Source organism: Mycoplasma miroungigenitalium, assembly GCF_013008635.1.
GTDB classification, from domain to species: Bacteria; Bacillota_I; Bacilli_A; order Mycoplasmatales; family Metamycoplasmataceae; genus Mycoplasmopsis; species Mycoplasmopsis miroungigenitalium.
In genome coordinates, this window is sequence record NZ_CP053096.1 from 214,881 (window position 1) to 230,001 (window position 15,121).

The 15,121-nt window shown below is 30.3% G+C and carries 16 protein-coding genes; 5 read left to right on the plus strand and 11 right to left on the minus strand.

Annotated features, from left to right (window positions below; translation table 4 throughout):
* Positions 1 to 52: 52 nt before the first annotated feature.
* The 5 genes from HLA87_RS00980 to HLA87_RS01000 are packed head-to-tail and all read left to right on the plus strand — an operon-like array spanning position 53 to position 6,665.
* On the plus strand, positions 53 to 340 hold the full coding sequence (locus HLA87_RS00980; protein ID WP_171111043.1) for a hypothetical protein: 288 nt from the start codon (positions 53 to 55) through the stop codon (positions 338 to 340).
* On the plus strand, positions 333 to 1,952 hold the full coding sequence (locus tag HLA87_RS00985; RefSeq protein WP_171111045.1) for a DAK2 domain-containing protein: 1,620 nt from the start codon (positions 333 to 335) through the stop codon (positions 1,950 to 1,952). Before HLA87_RS00980 ends, HLA87_RS00985 begins: the two co-directional genes overlap by 8 nt.
* A 2-nt stretch (positions 1,953 to 1,954) precedes the next feature.
* The gene (gene plsX / locus HLA87_RS00990; RefSeq protein WP_171111047.1) at positions 1,955 to 2,977 is read left to right on the plus strand and encodes a phosphate acyltransferase PlsX; all 1,023 of its coding nucleotides are present in this window, start codon (positions 1,955 to 1,957) and stop codon (positions 2,975 to 2,977) included.
* Positions 2,970 to 3,662: a ribonuclease III gene (gene rnc / locus HLA87_RS00995; RefSeq protein ID WP_171111048.1), complete on the plus strand. Its 693-nt coding sequence runs from the start codon at positions 2,970 to 2,972 to the stop codon at positions 3,660 to 3,662. The genes plsX and rnc overlap by 8 nt, the downstream gene beginning before the upstream one ends.
* 27 nt (positions 3,663 to 3,689) lie before the next feature.
* The gene (locus tag HLA87_RS01000; RefSeq protein WP_171111050.1) at positions 3,690 to 6,665 is read left to right on the plus strand and encodes an AAA family ATPase; all 2,976 of its coding nucleotides are present in this window, start codon (positions 3,690 to 3,692) and stop codon (positions 6,663 to 6,665) included.
* A 58-nt stretch (positions 6,666 to 6,723) separates the two neighbouring features.
* Here the strand turns inward: HLA87_RS01000 and HLA87_RS01005 are convergent, their stop codons facing one another.
* The 11 genes from HLA87_RS01005 to HLA87_RS01055 all read right to left on the minus strand — a co-directional run bounded on the left by HLA87_RS01005 (position 6,724) and on the right by HLA87_RS01055 (position 15,115).
* Positions 6,724 to 7,914, minus strand: a complete 1,191-nt coding sequence (locus HLA87_RS01005) for a YitT family protein (RefSeq protein WP_171111053.1) — start codon at positions 7,912 to 7,914, stop codon at positions 6,724 to 6,726.
* Positions 7,915 to 8,090: 176 nt separating this feature from the next.
* Positions 8,091 to 8,822 (minus strand): DNA-processing protein DprA, encoded by a 732-nt coding sequence (locus HLA87_RS01010; protein ID WP_171111055.1) that lies wholly within the window; start codon positions 8,820 to 8,822, stop codon positions 8,091 to 8,093.
* A gap of 125 nt (positions 8,823 to 8,947) precedes the next feature.
* On the minus strand, positions 8,948 to 9,223 hold the full coding sequence (gene rpmA, locus HLA87_RS01015) for a 50S ribosomal protein L27 (protein WP_171111057.1): 276 nt from the start codon (positions 9,221 to 9,223) through the stop codon (positions 8,948 to 8,950).
* Positions 9,224 to 9,229: 6 nt separating this feature from the next.
* Positions 9,230 to 9,529, minus strand: a complete 300-nt coding sequence (gene rplU, locus HLA87_RS01020; RefSeq protein WP_171111059.1) for a 50S ribosomal protein L21 — start codon at positions 9,527 to 9,529, stop codon at positions 9,230 to 9,232.
* A gap of 142 nt (positions 9,530 to 9,671) precedes the next feature.
* Positions 9,672 to 9,920, minus strand: a complete 249-nt coding sequence (locus HLA87_RS01025; protein WP_171111062.1) for a hypothetical protein — start codon at positions 9,918 to 9,920, stop codon at positions 9,672 to 9,674.
* 97 nt (positions 9,921 to 10,017) lie between these two features.
* Complete coding sequence (locus HLA87_RS01030) at positions 10,018 to 10,449, minus strand: large conductance mechanosensitive channel protein MscL (protein ID WP_171111064.1); 432 nt, start codon at positions 10,447 to 10,449, stop codon at positions 10,018 to 10,020.
* 59 nt (positions 10,450 to 10,508) lie between these two features.
* Positions 10,509 to 11,348: a nucleotide exchange factor GrpE gene (locus tag HLA87_RS01035; RefSeq protein WP_171111066.1), complete on the minus strand. Its 840-nt coding sequence runs from the start codon at positions 11,346 to 11,348 to the stop codon at positions 10,509 to 10,511.
* Between the two features lie 2 nt (positions 11,349 to 11,350).
* Positions 11,351 to 12,358 carry a heat-inducible transcriptional repressor HrcA gene (gene hrcA / locus HLA87_RS01040; protein ID WP_171111068.1) on the minus strand — a complete coding sequence of 336 codons (1,008 nt, stop codon included), beginning with the start codon at positions 12,356 to 12,358 and terminating at the stop codon, positions 11,351 to 11,353.
* A 187-nt stretch (positions 12,359 to 12,545) separates the two neighbouring features.
* Positions 12,546 to 12,758 carry a 50S ribosomal protein L31 gene (rpmE, locus tag HLA87_RS01045; protein ID WP_171111070.1) on the minus strand — a complete coding sequence of 71 codons (213 nt, stop codon included), beginning with the start codon at positions 12,756 to 12,758 and terminating at the stop codon, positions 12,546 to 12,548.
* Positions 12,759 to 12,781: 23 nt separating this feature from the next.
* Positions 12,782 to 13,378 (minus strand): 30S ribosomal protein S4, encoded by a 597-nt coding sequence (gene rpsD, locus HLA87_RS01050; RefSeq protein ID WP_171111072.1) that lies wholly within the window; start codon positions 13,376 to 13,378, stop codon positions 12,782 to 12,784.
* Between the two features lie 183 nt (positions 13,379 to 13,561).
* Complete coding sequence (locus tag HLA87_RS01055; protein WP_171111074.1) at positions 13,562 to 15,115, minus strand: MAG5620 family putative phospho-sugar mutase; 1,554 nt, start codon at positions 15,113 to 15,115, stop codon at positions 13,562 to 13,564.
* Positions 15,116 to 15,121: the final 6 nt, after the last annotated feature.

The following is a 15,121-nucleotide window of genomic DNA, read 5'->3' on the forward strand; positions in this document are numbered from 1 at the left end:
ATTAAGGCTCAAATCTAAAACTAAGATATTAATTTAATAAAACGGAGGCGATGTGAATAAATCAGAAGTCAGCAAGATTTTTATAGATATTTTGGAATCCACACCAGGTGTCTATAGTATTCAATGTAAGCAAGATGAGACGAATCAATGTCCTGAATGCGTCATAATAAATCAATATGATACGACATGGGATTTTACCGCAACTATAACATTAATTAAAAATAGTAATTGCAAAAATATTGTGTCATCAATAAATTCTTTGCTAAGATTTGCTCTTAGAAAGAATAACCAAAAATTAGGAAAACTTAATATTTTTATAGGAGGTCTAAATAATGATTAATAAATTAGACGGTAAAATTTTCTATGATCTGTGTTTATCAGGTGCAAATAACTTGATAAATAATAAAAATAAAATCGATGCTTTGAATGTCTTCCCAGTCCCAGATGGCGACACAGGAACAAATATGTCATCGACAGTTAAGTCAGCAATTGACGGTATTAATCGAGATTCAAGTGATTTGGGATTGGTCTCTCAAAAATTCAGTAAAAGTATGCTATTTGGTGCTCGTGGAAACTCGGGAGTTATTTTAAGTCAAATTTTCAAAGGTTTCTCAATCGCGTTTGAAGGAAAAACAAGCGTTGACATTGAAGGGCTACTAAATGGATTTAAAAAAGCTACCGAAAAAGCATATGGTTCAGTGTTAAAACCAATTGAAGGTACAATCCTAACCGTAATAAGAGAAACAACTGAAGAACTAGAAAAAATTGTAGACAAGAAAACAACATTCGAGGTATTTTTTGAATTAGCTGAAAAATTTGCAAGAAAATCTTGTGATAACACACCAAATAAATTAAAAATTCTGCGCGAGGTCGGCGTAACTGACTCTGGCGGGGAAGGGTTTTACTCAATAATCGTAGGGATGAACTCTTTCTTAAAAGGTCAACCAATCCAAATAGTAGAAAATAATTCATCAACAGATTCATTTATTCAAAGTGGTGAAGTATATGAAGGAGAATTCGGTTATTGCACAGAGTTTATTATTGAATTAAATGAAGTAAGCGAATTCAAAAAATCTCAATTCGAAAAATCTGTTGGTAAAATTGCTACAAGTTTAGTTGTTGTACAAGACAACGAAATTGTAAAGGTTCATGGACACACATTAAAACCAGGCGAATTATTGAATTTTGGTCAAAAATATGGAGAATTCATCAAAATCAAATCAGAAAATATGAGTTTACAAGCTGAACAAGCAAGAAACAAAAATGTAATTATTAGTTCAAACGACGAAGACGAAAAAGAATGCGCGATTATTTCATGTAACCTGGGTAACGGCATTATTTCGAGAATGAAAGAATTGGGTTGTGATGCAATTGTTGAAAGCGGTCAAACACAAAACCCATCAGCACAAGATATTGTTGACGCAATTAATTCAGTTAATGCTAAAAACGTTTTCGTTTTACCTAACAACTCAAATATCTTTCTAGCTGCTGAACAAGCCGGAAAAATTATTAATAATAAAAACGTTTATATTATTCAATCAAAGAGTCAACTTCAAGGAATAAGTGCTATGCTGAACTTCAATCACGAGTCAAGCGCAGAAGAAAACTTAGATTTATTATCGGAAGCTATTAAAACAGTTCAAACGGGCGAAATAACACAAGCCACAAGAACAACAAAACTTAACAATGTGAAGATTAAAGAAGGCCATTTTATCGGTTTAACAGACCATAAAATTGTTACATGTCAGCCTTCATACATTGAGGCAACTAAAGATTTACTAAAGAAAACAATTAAACCAGATCATGAATTAATAACTATTTATTACGGGAATGATATCTCAGAAATGGATGCAAACGAAATTCAAAACTTTATCGAAAGTCGTTACGATGTAGAGGTTGAAGTTGTAAATGGAGCACAACCAAATTACCACTTCATCATAGGATTTGAATAAATATGGCTGATAAAAGTAAAAAATATACAATAGCATTTGATATAAACGGCAATGATAATGGAATAAAAGCCGCAGTTGTCGCATCTTATCAATTTGCTTTACAAAACCCAAATTTTGAAATTATTTTAGTTGGGCCTGAAAACGAAATTTTAAGCATTCACGTCCCTGATATCAAAGAAAAACCCCGAAATATCTCAATAATTAACAACGACAAAATTGCTTTAAATCCTGAAAATATCAGGGCTTCGCTTCATGAAGAAACCTCAATGAATACAGCTATTGAATTAGTTAGAGAAAACAAGGCTGATGCTGTTTTAAGTTCAGGTAATAGTGGTTTGTATCTAGCTCTAAATACATTTAAGCTAAAAAGATTAGAAAACGTGTCAAGAGCGGCGTTTATGCCAATAATGCCCACAATAACAGGAAGAAAATTCTTAATGTTAGATGTTGGCGCCAATATAGATACTAAACCTGAATATTTAGTTGAATGGGCTAACATTGCAAACGTTTTCGCAAAAATTATGTTGCAAATTAAAACACCTCGTGTTAGTTTGATAAATATTGGTACCGAGGATAATAAAGGTTTAGAAATCATACGTCAAGCACATTCGATGTTAAAAGAATCAAAAGCAATAAATTACATCGGTTTTAGAGAACCGCGTGAAATTCTAAATGCAGTTTGTGATGTCGCAGTTATTGACGGGTATGGTGGTAATTTAGTTTTAAAAAGTCTTGAGGGAGCAATTTTAAGTTTTAAATCTTTATTAAAAAGCAAAATATTGGCTTCACCAATAAGAAAATTAGGCTACTTACTAGCAAAAAACGCATTTAATGACGTTGCAGAAACATTAGACTACAGAAATGTTGGCGCTGCTTGAGTTATTGGAGTAAATGGTGTTGCAATAAAATCACATGGTGGTAGTGATGATAAAGCATACACTGGGGCATTAAACCAAATTAAAATTGCATTAGAAAACAATATTTTAAGCAAGGTGAAAGAATCTGTAAAGGATTTAAATGAATAAAAAAGCTACTGAAGAATTTTTTGCATTTTTGAATAGATATTCAATTTTACCTAAAAAAATGTCATATTATGCTGTTGCTTTTACCCACCCAAGCTATGCAAAAACCATTAAAAACAAACAACTCGAAGATTATCAAAGTATGGAATTTTTAGGAGATTCTATTCTACAGTTCTTATCTTCAATATATTTGTATAGAGAATATGAAAATAGTAACCCTGGAAATTTATCGCTAATGAGAACTAAATTAGTATCAACTAAAAGTCTAAATAATTTAAGCGAAAAATTAAACCTTAAACAATTTCTTCTAACCGGACCGGGATTAATGCACGAAGAAATTCTAAAATCAGTAAAAGTTGGAGCTGATATCTTTGAATCGTTTATAGGCGCCTTATTTTTAGACCAAGGTCTGCAAAAAGTAAATAGTTTTTTACAGCAAACATTATTTAAAACAAAAATAGATGAGTCTAATCTTAAAGACTCAAAAACATTATTCCAAGAATACATCCAATCATTTTCGAGAAATTCAGTGATTTACAATACAACTCAAAATGATTCAAACACTTTTCACTCAAAAGCTATACATGATAACAACATTTATGGCGAAGGTGAGGGGAAAAATAAATTAGAAGCAGAAGAGCAAGCTGCTAAAAACGCATTAACAAAACTTGCTAACACTGATGAATAACCTCGAATTATTCAAAACGGAGGAAAAATGAAATTAATAAAAGTTGAAGCACACGGGTTTAAATCGTTTGCTGACCCAATATCTTTAAGATTCGATGGAGGAGTAGCCGGAATCGTTGGACCTAATGGTTCTGGTAAATCTAATATTAATGACGCAATAAGATGAGTTCTTGGGGAAAGAAGTGCTAAAGAATTACGGGGAGATAAAATGGATGATGTTATCTTCCAAGGTTCTCAAACCGCGAAGCCACTGGATCGTGCGGAAGTTACATTAACATTTGATAATAAAGACGGACAAAACTCAATCCCACATGAAATATTTACAATATCTCGTGTTCTTGAAAGAGGTAACGGCACAAATAAATATTATTTAAATGGTGAAGAATGCCGTCAAAAAGACATACTAGAAATAGCTATGGAATCTGGAATAGGAAAATCTTCCTTAGCCATTATTTCTCAAGGTACTGTTTCAGATATTGCCCAATCAACACCAGAACAACGTAAAGCAATTTTTGAAGAAGCTGCCGGAGTTTCAAAGTACAAATTTAAGAAAAAAGAAGCTTTAAGCAAACTAGCAAAAACTCAAGAAGGTTTAGACCAAATAACATTAGTTATTGCCGAAATCGAAAGAAAATTAATACCCTTGAGAAAACAAGCTGAGAAAGCAAAAATTTATATCACTAAAACCGAAGAGCTAAAAGAAGTTGAAGTAGGTTTATTAGTGCATAATATTAAAACTTATGGGTCAACATACGAAAGCTTAACTCAAGAGCTTGAAGGTGTTTCCGAAACCAAAATTGACCTCGAAGAAAGAATCAAGGAAGCCGAAGCCAAAATTTCCCAAAATACTGGATTTAGAATTGAAGAACAAAAAATTGCTGATCAATTAAGCAAAGAATTAAAAGAAGTTGAAGAAAGACTTCGTAACATTGATTTAGTTTTGGCGAAAGAAACTGCTCGTGAAAGATTAATTGCTCAAGGCGAAATTGAAGTAAGTGTTGAAGAGAGAATTAAAGCTTTTCAAAAACTAGCAGCTCAACACACTGGAAATATTAAAAATATCGAAAGACAAATGGAAGTGTTGAATTTAAGATATCAAGAAAACAACGTGGAAATTGCAAAACTTGATGAAGAAGTTGGATTATTAAACATTCAAAAAAATAAAAAAGACAGTGACTTAGTTAAGGTAAGAACTCATCTTCACGTTTTAGAACAACAACGGGAAGGCAATACGATGCTTTATAAAGGAACCAAAACTATTTTGGAAAATAAAGCATACTTCGGAAAACCTTTAAAAGGTACTGTTGCAGATTTGATTAAAGTTGATAACGAATACTTGCGTGCTATTGATGTCATTTTGAGTAGTGCAGCCCAACATTTAGTTGTCGATAAATCAGAAACTGCAGTTAAAGCTGTTAACTTTTTAAAACAAAACGATGGTGGACGGGCAACTTTTATCCCTCTTTCATCAATTCAACCAAAATCTGTTAGAGATGATCATTTACTTGCTGTTCAAGGCCATCCTGGTTTCGTCGCTGTAGCCTCTGAATTGGTATATTCTGCTCCTGAGTACGAAATACTTAAAAAATTCTTACTTGGTAATGTAATCGTAGCATCTGACATTGAACAAGCTAATAAAATTTCAAACATACTTGAACGTCGTTATATGATAGTAACATTGGAAGGCGATACAATAAGAGCCGGGGGTGTTATTGTTGGCGGGGCAAAAGTTCAAACACAAAGTTTATTAGGCTTCGAAGAAAAAATTGAAGAACTAAAAAAACTTATTCCTGGATTGAATGCTCAAATACAACTAGCCATCACTAAATTAAATGAAGTTAAAAACAAAAGAAAACAAGCCTTTGATTTAGCGACATCATTACAAAATGAAATTTCAACCTTAAAAAGCAAAAAAATTAATGAACAATTCACTTTAGATGAGTTAAATCTAAAATTATCAAATTTAAACGCCCGAATAGTTGAATTAAGTGAAGAAAAAGAATCTTCATTAGCAAATTCTAAGGCTGATGTAGAACTTTTAAACACACGTAAAGTGACATTACTTTCTGAATTAAATGCAAAAGAAAATAGAATTAGAAGTTTAACCATTGATTTAGACCAACTAAATATTGTTAAAAATGACTATAGTTCAACTCTTAATAAATTAATTCAATCATTTGCTCAAAAACTGACTCAAAAAGACAAATCAAAGATGCTATTAGATCAATCAAGAGAGCGTCTAGCAAGTCAATATAAAATGACATTTGAAGCCGCTTCAGAACAATATAATTTAGTAATGAATCAAGAAGATGCAGAAGACTTTGTTTGAACTTTAAGAGAAGAAATTGATAAATTAGGTTCAGTCAATATCGAATCACTTGAAACATTAATTGAAGAAGAAGCAAGATACAATAAGTTAGCTGAAGGAGAAAGAGAACTTTCAGAAGCTAAACAAACTCTTGAAAACGCTATCGCGGACATTGATAAAGTTATTACTACTAGATTAGTAAATATTGTTAACGATGTTAATGGACCATTCAATGAAGTATTTGCCACTATGCTTGGTGGTGGCCGTGCCGAGTTATATTGAACTGACCCTAATGATATATTAGAATCAGGTATAGAAATTAAGGCTCAACCCCCAGGAAAAAATATTGCGAACCTTAAATTATTTTCTGGTGGAGAAAAATCTCTAATTGCAATATCATTGCTATTCGGAATTCTAAAAGCTCGCCCACTTCCATTGTGTATATTAGACGAAGTTGAAGCAGCACTTGATGAAGCCAATGTTGTAAGATACGCAGAATATCTACAAGAGTTAAAAGAAAAAACACAATTTATAGTTATTACCCACCGTCACGGAACAATGTCGAGAGTTGACTCTCTATTTGGTGCAACTATGCAAAACCGTGGAATTACAACATTCTTCAGCCTAGAGTTGGCAGAGGCTAAAAAACTTGTTGATGATGAACAAATTGAACTAGATATTCCAGATGGTGAATAATAAATACCAAAATGCGCTTGAAGCGCATTTTTTTAAATAAAAAAGGCTAATTAGCCTTTTAATTATCATCAACGAAGCGCGTATTAAAGTTGCCATGGATTTTTAATATCGGTTTAATGCTTATTCATATTTTAGGATCAATAACTCTTAAGTCTTGAATAATATTTTTAGTTTCCAGCAACAACATAGTCGTATTAATTTTGTACACCTTTTCGCCCGAATATCCACTTGTTGTAGTGTAAATTGAATAAGAATGTCAGTAGTTAATATCGTTAAAATACTGCATAACTTTATCAAATGATTTGACACAAGATATTTCAACATTCACCTTTTTGTATTTAGGGTAAAGTACAGAGATTAAGCCATTAACGGCGGCGATATAAGCAAATGAAGTAATTTCCCTCATACCGACAATTACGCGTTTTCCTGAGCTTACATAGGTAACGTAGTGATTGTCTCCTATTTTTTTATAAATAATGACAATTGACTCATTGTGCGGTTGTGCAAATGCAAATATAATTAAAAATGTAATAGATGTCGCTAGTGAAACAATTGTTAAAATCCCACCTACACTTTTTTGTTTCTTGGTTGAAAAGAAGTAAGCAATAATGTCAGTTCCGCCAGTAGAGCCGCCAGATCTCCAAGCCAAGGAAATCGCGATACCAACAAATAAGGAACCTATTAACCCGTTTGCTAAAATTGGTCATGTTACTGGGTTTTCGTATTGCACTCCATCAATTTTTACAGTTCTTTCTCACCCTGGTGCCACATTAAACACATTGTGGAACCAATCAGCAACAGTATTATCTTTAGTACCGGCCGTTAACACAAAGTTAATTAATGTTTGAAAAATCATAAATTCTAATGTGTGTAAGTTAAATGATAACTTCGTCTTTTTTCACAGAAAGAAAAATAATGGAATATTGCACGCTAAATACATCAGACCGAAAAATGGTTTCGTTTGATGAAAAATCAACGAAATCAGCATTGGTACACCCGATAGTCCTGACGGAATGGTTTCAGAACGTTGAAGAAACACAACTGCCCCAAAGTTAAACATGAATGCAGCTAAAAACATGAAGCAAGTTCTAATGAAATATTGTTGCACTCTTTTCTGTTTAACGTCTTTTTCGTGAGGATTTTCAAGGTTATAGGCGTGAGCCCCCATTTTATATTCTTTAATTTTTTGATTAACTTTTCTGACCGCTAATGGTTCAGATTTTTTAGTAATTTTTCCTTGATCGTTCATATGAATATTATAATTAAAAATAAAACTTTTATATTTATTTGTAAATTAAATTTTAAATACTAAAAAATGATTTTTAACGTTAATTATTAAGTCAAAATGAAGTTTTTACTTGCTTTCGTTGCAGCAATAAACACATTTTTTACCAGATTTAAATTTTTAGGATTTTTAAATTTAATTTAATAATCAATCACATCAGCTACGTGGGTTATTAAATTTGCGCCGTTTTTTATTAAAAAATTTGTTGCTTCATCAATGTTCAAACCCGGATAACAATAAACCTCTTTATTGAAATCTACAAAATTATTTGCCAGATTAATTATCCCAGAACCTTGTTTTGCACCATAGATTACCAAAAATTTGCTAATTGAGGCAATCAATATATTTCTTTCTTTAAATCTAATATATTTTGGATTTACATAAGGCGGATATTGAGAAATATATAAAGAATTATTTAATTCTGCATTAATATCTATAAAATCATGACCGCTGACCAATACGTGTATAACTCCTTTATTACTTGACTGATATAACTGCACTATTTTTCGGTCAATTTTAGTAAAATCGCTAGTGACTAACACAAACTCGGACATGAATTTATTCAAAGAATTATTTATAAAAGATTCGACTCTATCATTATCTAAATCTGCTGTTAATGCGATTTTTTTTAGCTTCAGCAAACTTAAATCACCTTTGTAATAAAGTACATATGGTGAGTACTTTAAAAGTTTTAATTCTTCCGGATATTCCTCGTCAAAAACGGTTATATATTTAATATTGTTTTTTTCTAAAATGTTAAGGACTTGTTTTATATGGCTCTCGCCTACTTTTCTCTTTTTGACTAAGTCTTTAAAAATTTCATAATTATTTCCTTTATTTACATATGAAAGATAAACTAATAATTCATTCATTTTAACCTCCACATTTTATAAAACGTGAAGTTACAAAATGAATAAAAAAGAAAAAAATTATCATAATTTGTATAAAAATTCAATTAAATTTATATAAAAAAACTGGAAAACCAGTTTTTTTATATTTAGTTGTTTTTAGATGTAACAACTCTTGTTTCATATACTGAGGCATATGTACGATTTCTACGTTTTTCAAATTTTACGTATCCTGTAATTAAAGCATAAATTGTGTCATCTTTACCAATACCTGCATTAGTACCAGGGAAAATTTTTGTTCCTCTTTGACGGAAAATAATTGATCCTGCTGTACAGAATTGACCATCACCTAGCTTGATACCTAATCTTTGGCCGCGACTATCACGACCGTTTTTAGTAGATCCACCAGCTTTTGTCTTTGCCATTTTCTATTACCCTACAATCTTTTTAACTTCGACACGTGTATATGGTTGACGGTGTCCTAGTTTTCTTTTGTGTGTAGATTTAGCATTGTGACGGTATACGATGATTTTTTTGCTTTTGCCTTGTTTTTGGATTACTCCTTCAACATATGCTTTTTCAAGATATGGTTTACCAATTTTTTCACCAACTAGTAAAACCTTGTCAAATTTTACGACTGAACCTTCTTCACCTTCAATTTTTTCGATGAAAATTGTTTGTCCTTCTTTGACTAAAATTTGTTTGCCTCCAGTTTCAATAATAGCTAACATGTCTATTAATCTCCTGTTTTTTGTGGCTCATCTTAAGGGTGATAATAAATATACTTGAAAACCCGTTCAGAATGGTTACAAAAAGTAACAATGTCATTATAGTACAAAAACACTAAAATAAAAGCATTTTTTGCCGGATAAGTTAGTAACTTAAATAAATAGTTTTAAATTGAGTTATTGATTCTGGTTTTTGATTATTGTCATTTCATTTAATTGAATTATTTCCGACTTTAGTTTCCCCAGATGATGTCATAAACATCTTAACCACATTTGCTATTGTACTAATCCCAGCAAATACTATCGGCGCGACAGCTGTAACAACAGCCAATACACTGCCCCCATAAATATTTACTTGTTGTTCAATGGGAATTTTTTTAAATTGATACTTCATTTCACCTCCTGTTTTTATATATCTCATAATTAAACGAAAAACTAAATCAAGGAAAAAAATGACATTTTTATTAAAAAATAACAAAAAATAGCCTGAGCTATTTTTTATCCTCTTTCTTTGTTTTTGCTTGATCTAAATTTTCATTCAATTTCTTTAGTTCAGCTAAAATTAATTGTTCTGTAGTTGGTTCTGGAATTGGTTGAGGTTGTTCTTTTATTTTTAGTATTTTTTTGAAATCAACTGCTGCCTTAATTAAAAACACAATCATTAATAATAAGTAAATGACTAATGTAACAATAATAAAAGCAAATAAAGCAGCCAAAAATTTACCAATTAAAACGTCTCCAACTTTTCATTTTTCCAGAGTTTCAGCTCCAGTAAGTTTTGCTATAGGGGGAAGAATGACATCATTAGCAAGTGATTTGACAACTTCGTTAAATGATGCTCCTATCAATAGCCCAATAGCCAGCATGAACATATTACTTTTTTTAACAACTGCTCACGCATCTTTGCTTGCTTTTTTGAACATATTATTATTATACACATTGTGTATTTAAAATAATAAAAAAACAAGCGTTACTTGTTTAATTATTCTTTTTTACTGACAACAACTAAAGCATACTTAATAACACGGTCATTTAATAAATATGCTTCACAGTCAACTCTTTTAATTGTGTTAGGTTCAGCGTCGGGATCAATTACAAAATCAATAGGTTTTTGAGTGTTTGGGTCAAAAATATCTCCTACTTTTGGCAATAATGTTTTAAGTCCGTGAGAACTGAAAACAGATTCGAGCATACCAAGAACCATTTTGAAACCGCTGACATATGTTTTTACGCTATTATCTGCACTATTTAATCCTGACTCAACAGCAAGTTTAAGAGTGGCGAACGGATTAGTGAAATCCTCGAAAAATTTTTGAAGTGCGTATTCCTTGATTCTTTTTATTTCTTCCTCAGGTACTGTAATTCTTTTATTTTCGTTTATTTTATTATTTAATTCTCTAATTTTGTCCTTCAGTGTATTGTTTATTTCTTCTAACGCAAAAAACTTATCTGCAAGCAATTTGAATTCTAGTTTTGAATCCGCCAATTCCTTTTTAACATTTTCTAGTTCTTTTGTTTTTTGTTCTCTTTCTTTATCTTTTTTAAATTTAATGCTAGATTCGAATGATAGGTTTTCAATTTCAAAAGAAAGTGTTTTTTTTGCATAATCGGCCTTTGCATTCTCATCAAAAGTCACAATTATTTTATAGTGAGGTGCTCACCCAGTATTCATAATTAAATCGTCTATTTGTGAACTTATTGAATTTTCGCCTAATTTAATTAGAAAATTACGTCTTGATAATTTTTTAATAAATTTTTTACCTTCAAATACTTTAATATTTGTTTTGATTATTGTTCCTGATTTTAAATCTTTATCTCTCATAATTACTCCTTATCTTTATCACTATCTATAATCAAATCTTCCAACAATTTAATTGCTGTTAAACTTCTATGATAGTCCATTCGGTTAGAACCAACTAAACTAATTTCCTTAATTTTGCCGTCTGTTTCAAGTTTTTTCGTTATTATTGAACAATGGTCATCCCTAACAGCTATTTTTAATTTATCGTCATCATCAATTTCTCTTTCTATCGTTTCTCAAATAGATTGGTTTTCGATTAAATACAGTATTTTAGTTAAATCTTGTCTAGATATTTCATCAGCTAAAATTATTTTGTCTTTTCCATAAACAACATTTTTATTTTGTAATTCAAAGTCAAATACATTATTAACTAAACTTTCTAGAATAGATTCGTAGTTCTTTATTTGGCTAGCCAAAATTGGTGCTAAACTATCTGCCGTTTCACGAAGTTTTAATATAGGGACATCTATTAAACGCTCTTTAAAAATTCTGATTGCAATCCTTAAATCGTGCATGTCCGTACTATTTAAATCAAGTGTTATAGTTCTATGAGTAACTTCACCAAAAGAAGTAACTAAAACTATTGTAGCTTGATTCTCAGTTAAAGGTACCAATTGGATACTTTTTAGAGTAGATGATTCATTGGTTTCACTTGTAACTAACGTTATACCAACTGTATCTGAAATTACCTTGCATGCTTCTTTAACTGTTTCATCGACGCCAGTTCTTCTTTTGGCAAAAATGTCTTTTATCTTTTCTCTTAAAGATTTTGAATCTTGTGTAATTAAATGCTTTGCGTAGTATTTATAGCCTTGTATAGATGGTATGCGCCCAGAGGAAGTATGTGTTTTTTCAAGATATCCCATTTTTTCTAAATCGTTCATAACATATCTAACTTTTGCGCTTGAAAAGGACAAGTTAAATCGAGTTACTAATGTTGAAGATCCAACAGGTTGCCCTGTCTCAATATATAAGTCAACAACACATTTAAGAATTTTTTGTTTATCGTTTGTTAGTTCTAAATTATTCATATAAAAATTATAACATTTTTTAGCAAATTTAGCATTCGACTGCTAAATTATTTAAAATTACTTATTTACAGATTTTTCGATATTATACGTAAAAATATAATAATCATAATAAAGCAGTTGTTTAATCAAAATACTATTTATAAAATTAAATAAAAAACATCGATTGCTCGATGTTATTGATGAGTGATTATTTTTTAGCTGATTTTGCAAGACGTTGATTAAATTTGTCAATCATACCGGTTGCTTTTGTTTTTGCTCTGTCGCCAGTATAAACTACGTGGCAACCTGAACAAACGTCTACTGAAATTGATGTTTTTGTTGTACCGAATTCAAATTCTGTATTACATGTTGAACATGTTGTTTTAACAACATTGTATTGTGGGTGAATATCTTTTTTCATAATTCTTCCTTTAACTTAGTTAATTATTTTGAGTAGAACTCAACAACTAGGTTTTCTTTAATTTCAGGTAATACTTCTGTTCTTTCAGGCAAACGATCTAAAGTTGCTTCAAAATCTTTTAAAGTAATTCAAGCAGCTGTTGTTTTTTCAGCTAAGTTTGCAACAATTTGTGAATTTTTTTGTGATTTTTCTTTTAAAGCAATAACTTGTCCTACTTTAATAGTCATTGATGGAATGTTTGCTTTTTTGCCATCTACTGTAAAGTGGTTGTGTGCGACTAATTGTCTTGCTTGTCTTCTTGTGTTTGCAAAGCCTGCACGGTAAACTAAGTTATCTAAACGAACTTCAAGAAGTTGAATTAAGTTTGTACCTAAAACACCTTTAATCTTCGCAGCTCTTTCAAAGAATTTTCTTAATTGTTTTTCACTCATGCCGTATACGAATTTAACTTTTTGTTTTTCGTATAGGTGTAGACCATAGTCTGATAATTTTACACGTTTGTTACCGTGTTGACCTGGTGCATAAGTTCTCTTTTTACCTTTTGAGAACTCTTTTCCTGTTTCAAGAATTGAAAAGCCGTAACGACGTGCTTTTTTGAAAACTGGACCTGTATATCTCATGTCTTTCCTCTTTCTGCATAAAACATCAAAAGGGGTAATCTCTAACTAATTAATAAAACTTTAATGATTTCGGTTTTCAGCATCCCTACTTTCAACTCCACTGAAGCTTTATAACATTTAGTTATGATTGCCAGCTGTAATATGCTTTTCTATTATATATAAAAGATTAAATAATCAAAATTATTACTCGATATTTTCATTATTATTTTTTGTAGTTTTTCGTAATTTTTTAAGAAATTTTTTAAACTTATGCAATATTGAATTAATTTTCATTGCAATTGAGCATTGTTCTAAAAAAGAATAATTGTCTTGATATCTGTAAACCATACACATAATAATATCAACACACAATTTTTTTGATTCAAAATCATAATAGAAAATTACTTCGTGTTTTTTCGATGTTATTAATTTAATAAAAAAGTATTTATTATGATCTCATTTGTCTATCGCTTCAAAACTGAATGATAGTTTAGATTTGTTTTTTTTGTCACTGGTTATTGTAGTCGAAATGAAATTAGTTATCTTTTTAGTTTCTTCAAATTCTAATTTATAACGTTTTTTAATAGTTTTAATACTTCCGAAACTCTCTACTAATTTATTATATTTAAAGCTTAAAAGATTGTTTCTATTTGTATAGGAATTAAGCATTCAAATTAAACAAATGAAGAAATAATAATTGTTAAATTCAGAAGAATATTTTGGATTTGCAATAAAGTTATTTTCAGTATACGCAAATACGTAATTTTTTTCATTAAGTACAGTTTTATAATTGGAATGGTCAAAATATGTTCAACCGACACCATATTGTTTCAATAGATCTTTCACTGCATAAGTTGAGCTATAAGGAATGATAACTTTAAAGTCTGAAATATCTTTTTTTGCTCGTTTATATTCTTCCAAATAAAAGTCTAAATAAATTAGCGCAAGTGTATTAGTGTCTGCAAAATGGAATCTATTATTTAATAACAACCCAACGTTTATTTTGGAAGAATCGCCAAAATGAAAAATATTAGAAATCTTTCTTTTTATCATCGATTTTCTAAATAGTTTAGAAACTACTTTAACCCATTTTAGTCCATGACTTCTTTTTTTTGTTTTAAAATTATTGGCATAATTTTGCAATAAATTTTTCATTAAGACCAATGAAGTTGAATTTTTATGAGTTAATAAACTTAGTGATTTATATCGCTGTTTGACATTAGCGAAAGGTTTCAAAATTTCATTCTTCGAGCACAATTCACTTACATATTTGTCAAAATTTAATTTTATAAAAGGTTTTATGTCTCAGTCATAATTAAATTCATGATTATTAACATACATTTCATAAATTTCTGATTGTATTTCAGGAGCTAAATCATTAAATTTTGAATCTTTAATATTTACCTGTAAGTACTTAAATTGTGTATTAATTGTCAATTTTAGTAAATAATCAAGTGGATTAACCTTCATTGCATATTCATCAAGTATCATAGGTGCAGAACTGTGCTTATCATATTCATAAATAATGTGTCCATGACTTTGTAAAAATTTCGCTACTTTAGTAAGATATTTATTTCTAGTTTCACCTTCTAAAGATATTAAAATCTTAGATTTGGGTTTGATGTTTTCGTGGATGGCTTGAGCAAGTAATAAAAAAGAACAAAGACGTACTGGATCTTTTTCTGTTTTATTCAAAAAAACATAATTGTTATTAATATGTAATAATTTGTCTTTCTTTAAAACATTTTTGTCAGTCATCTTTGT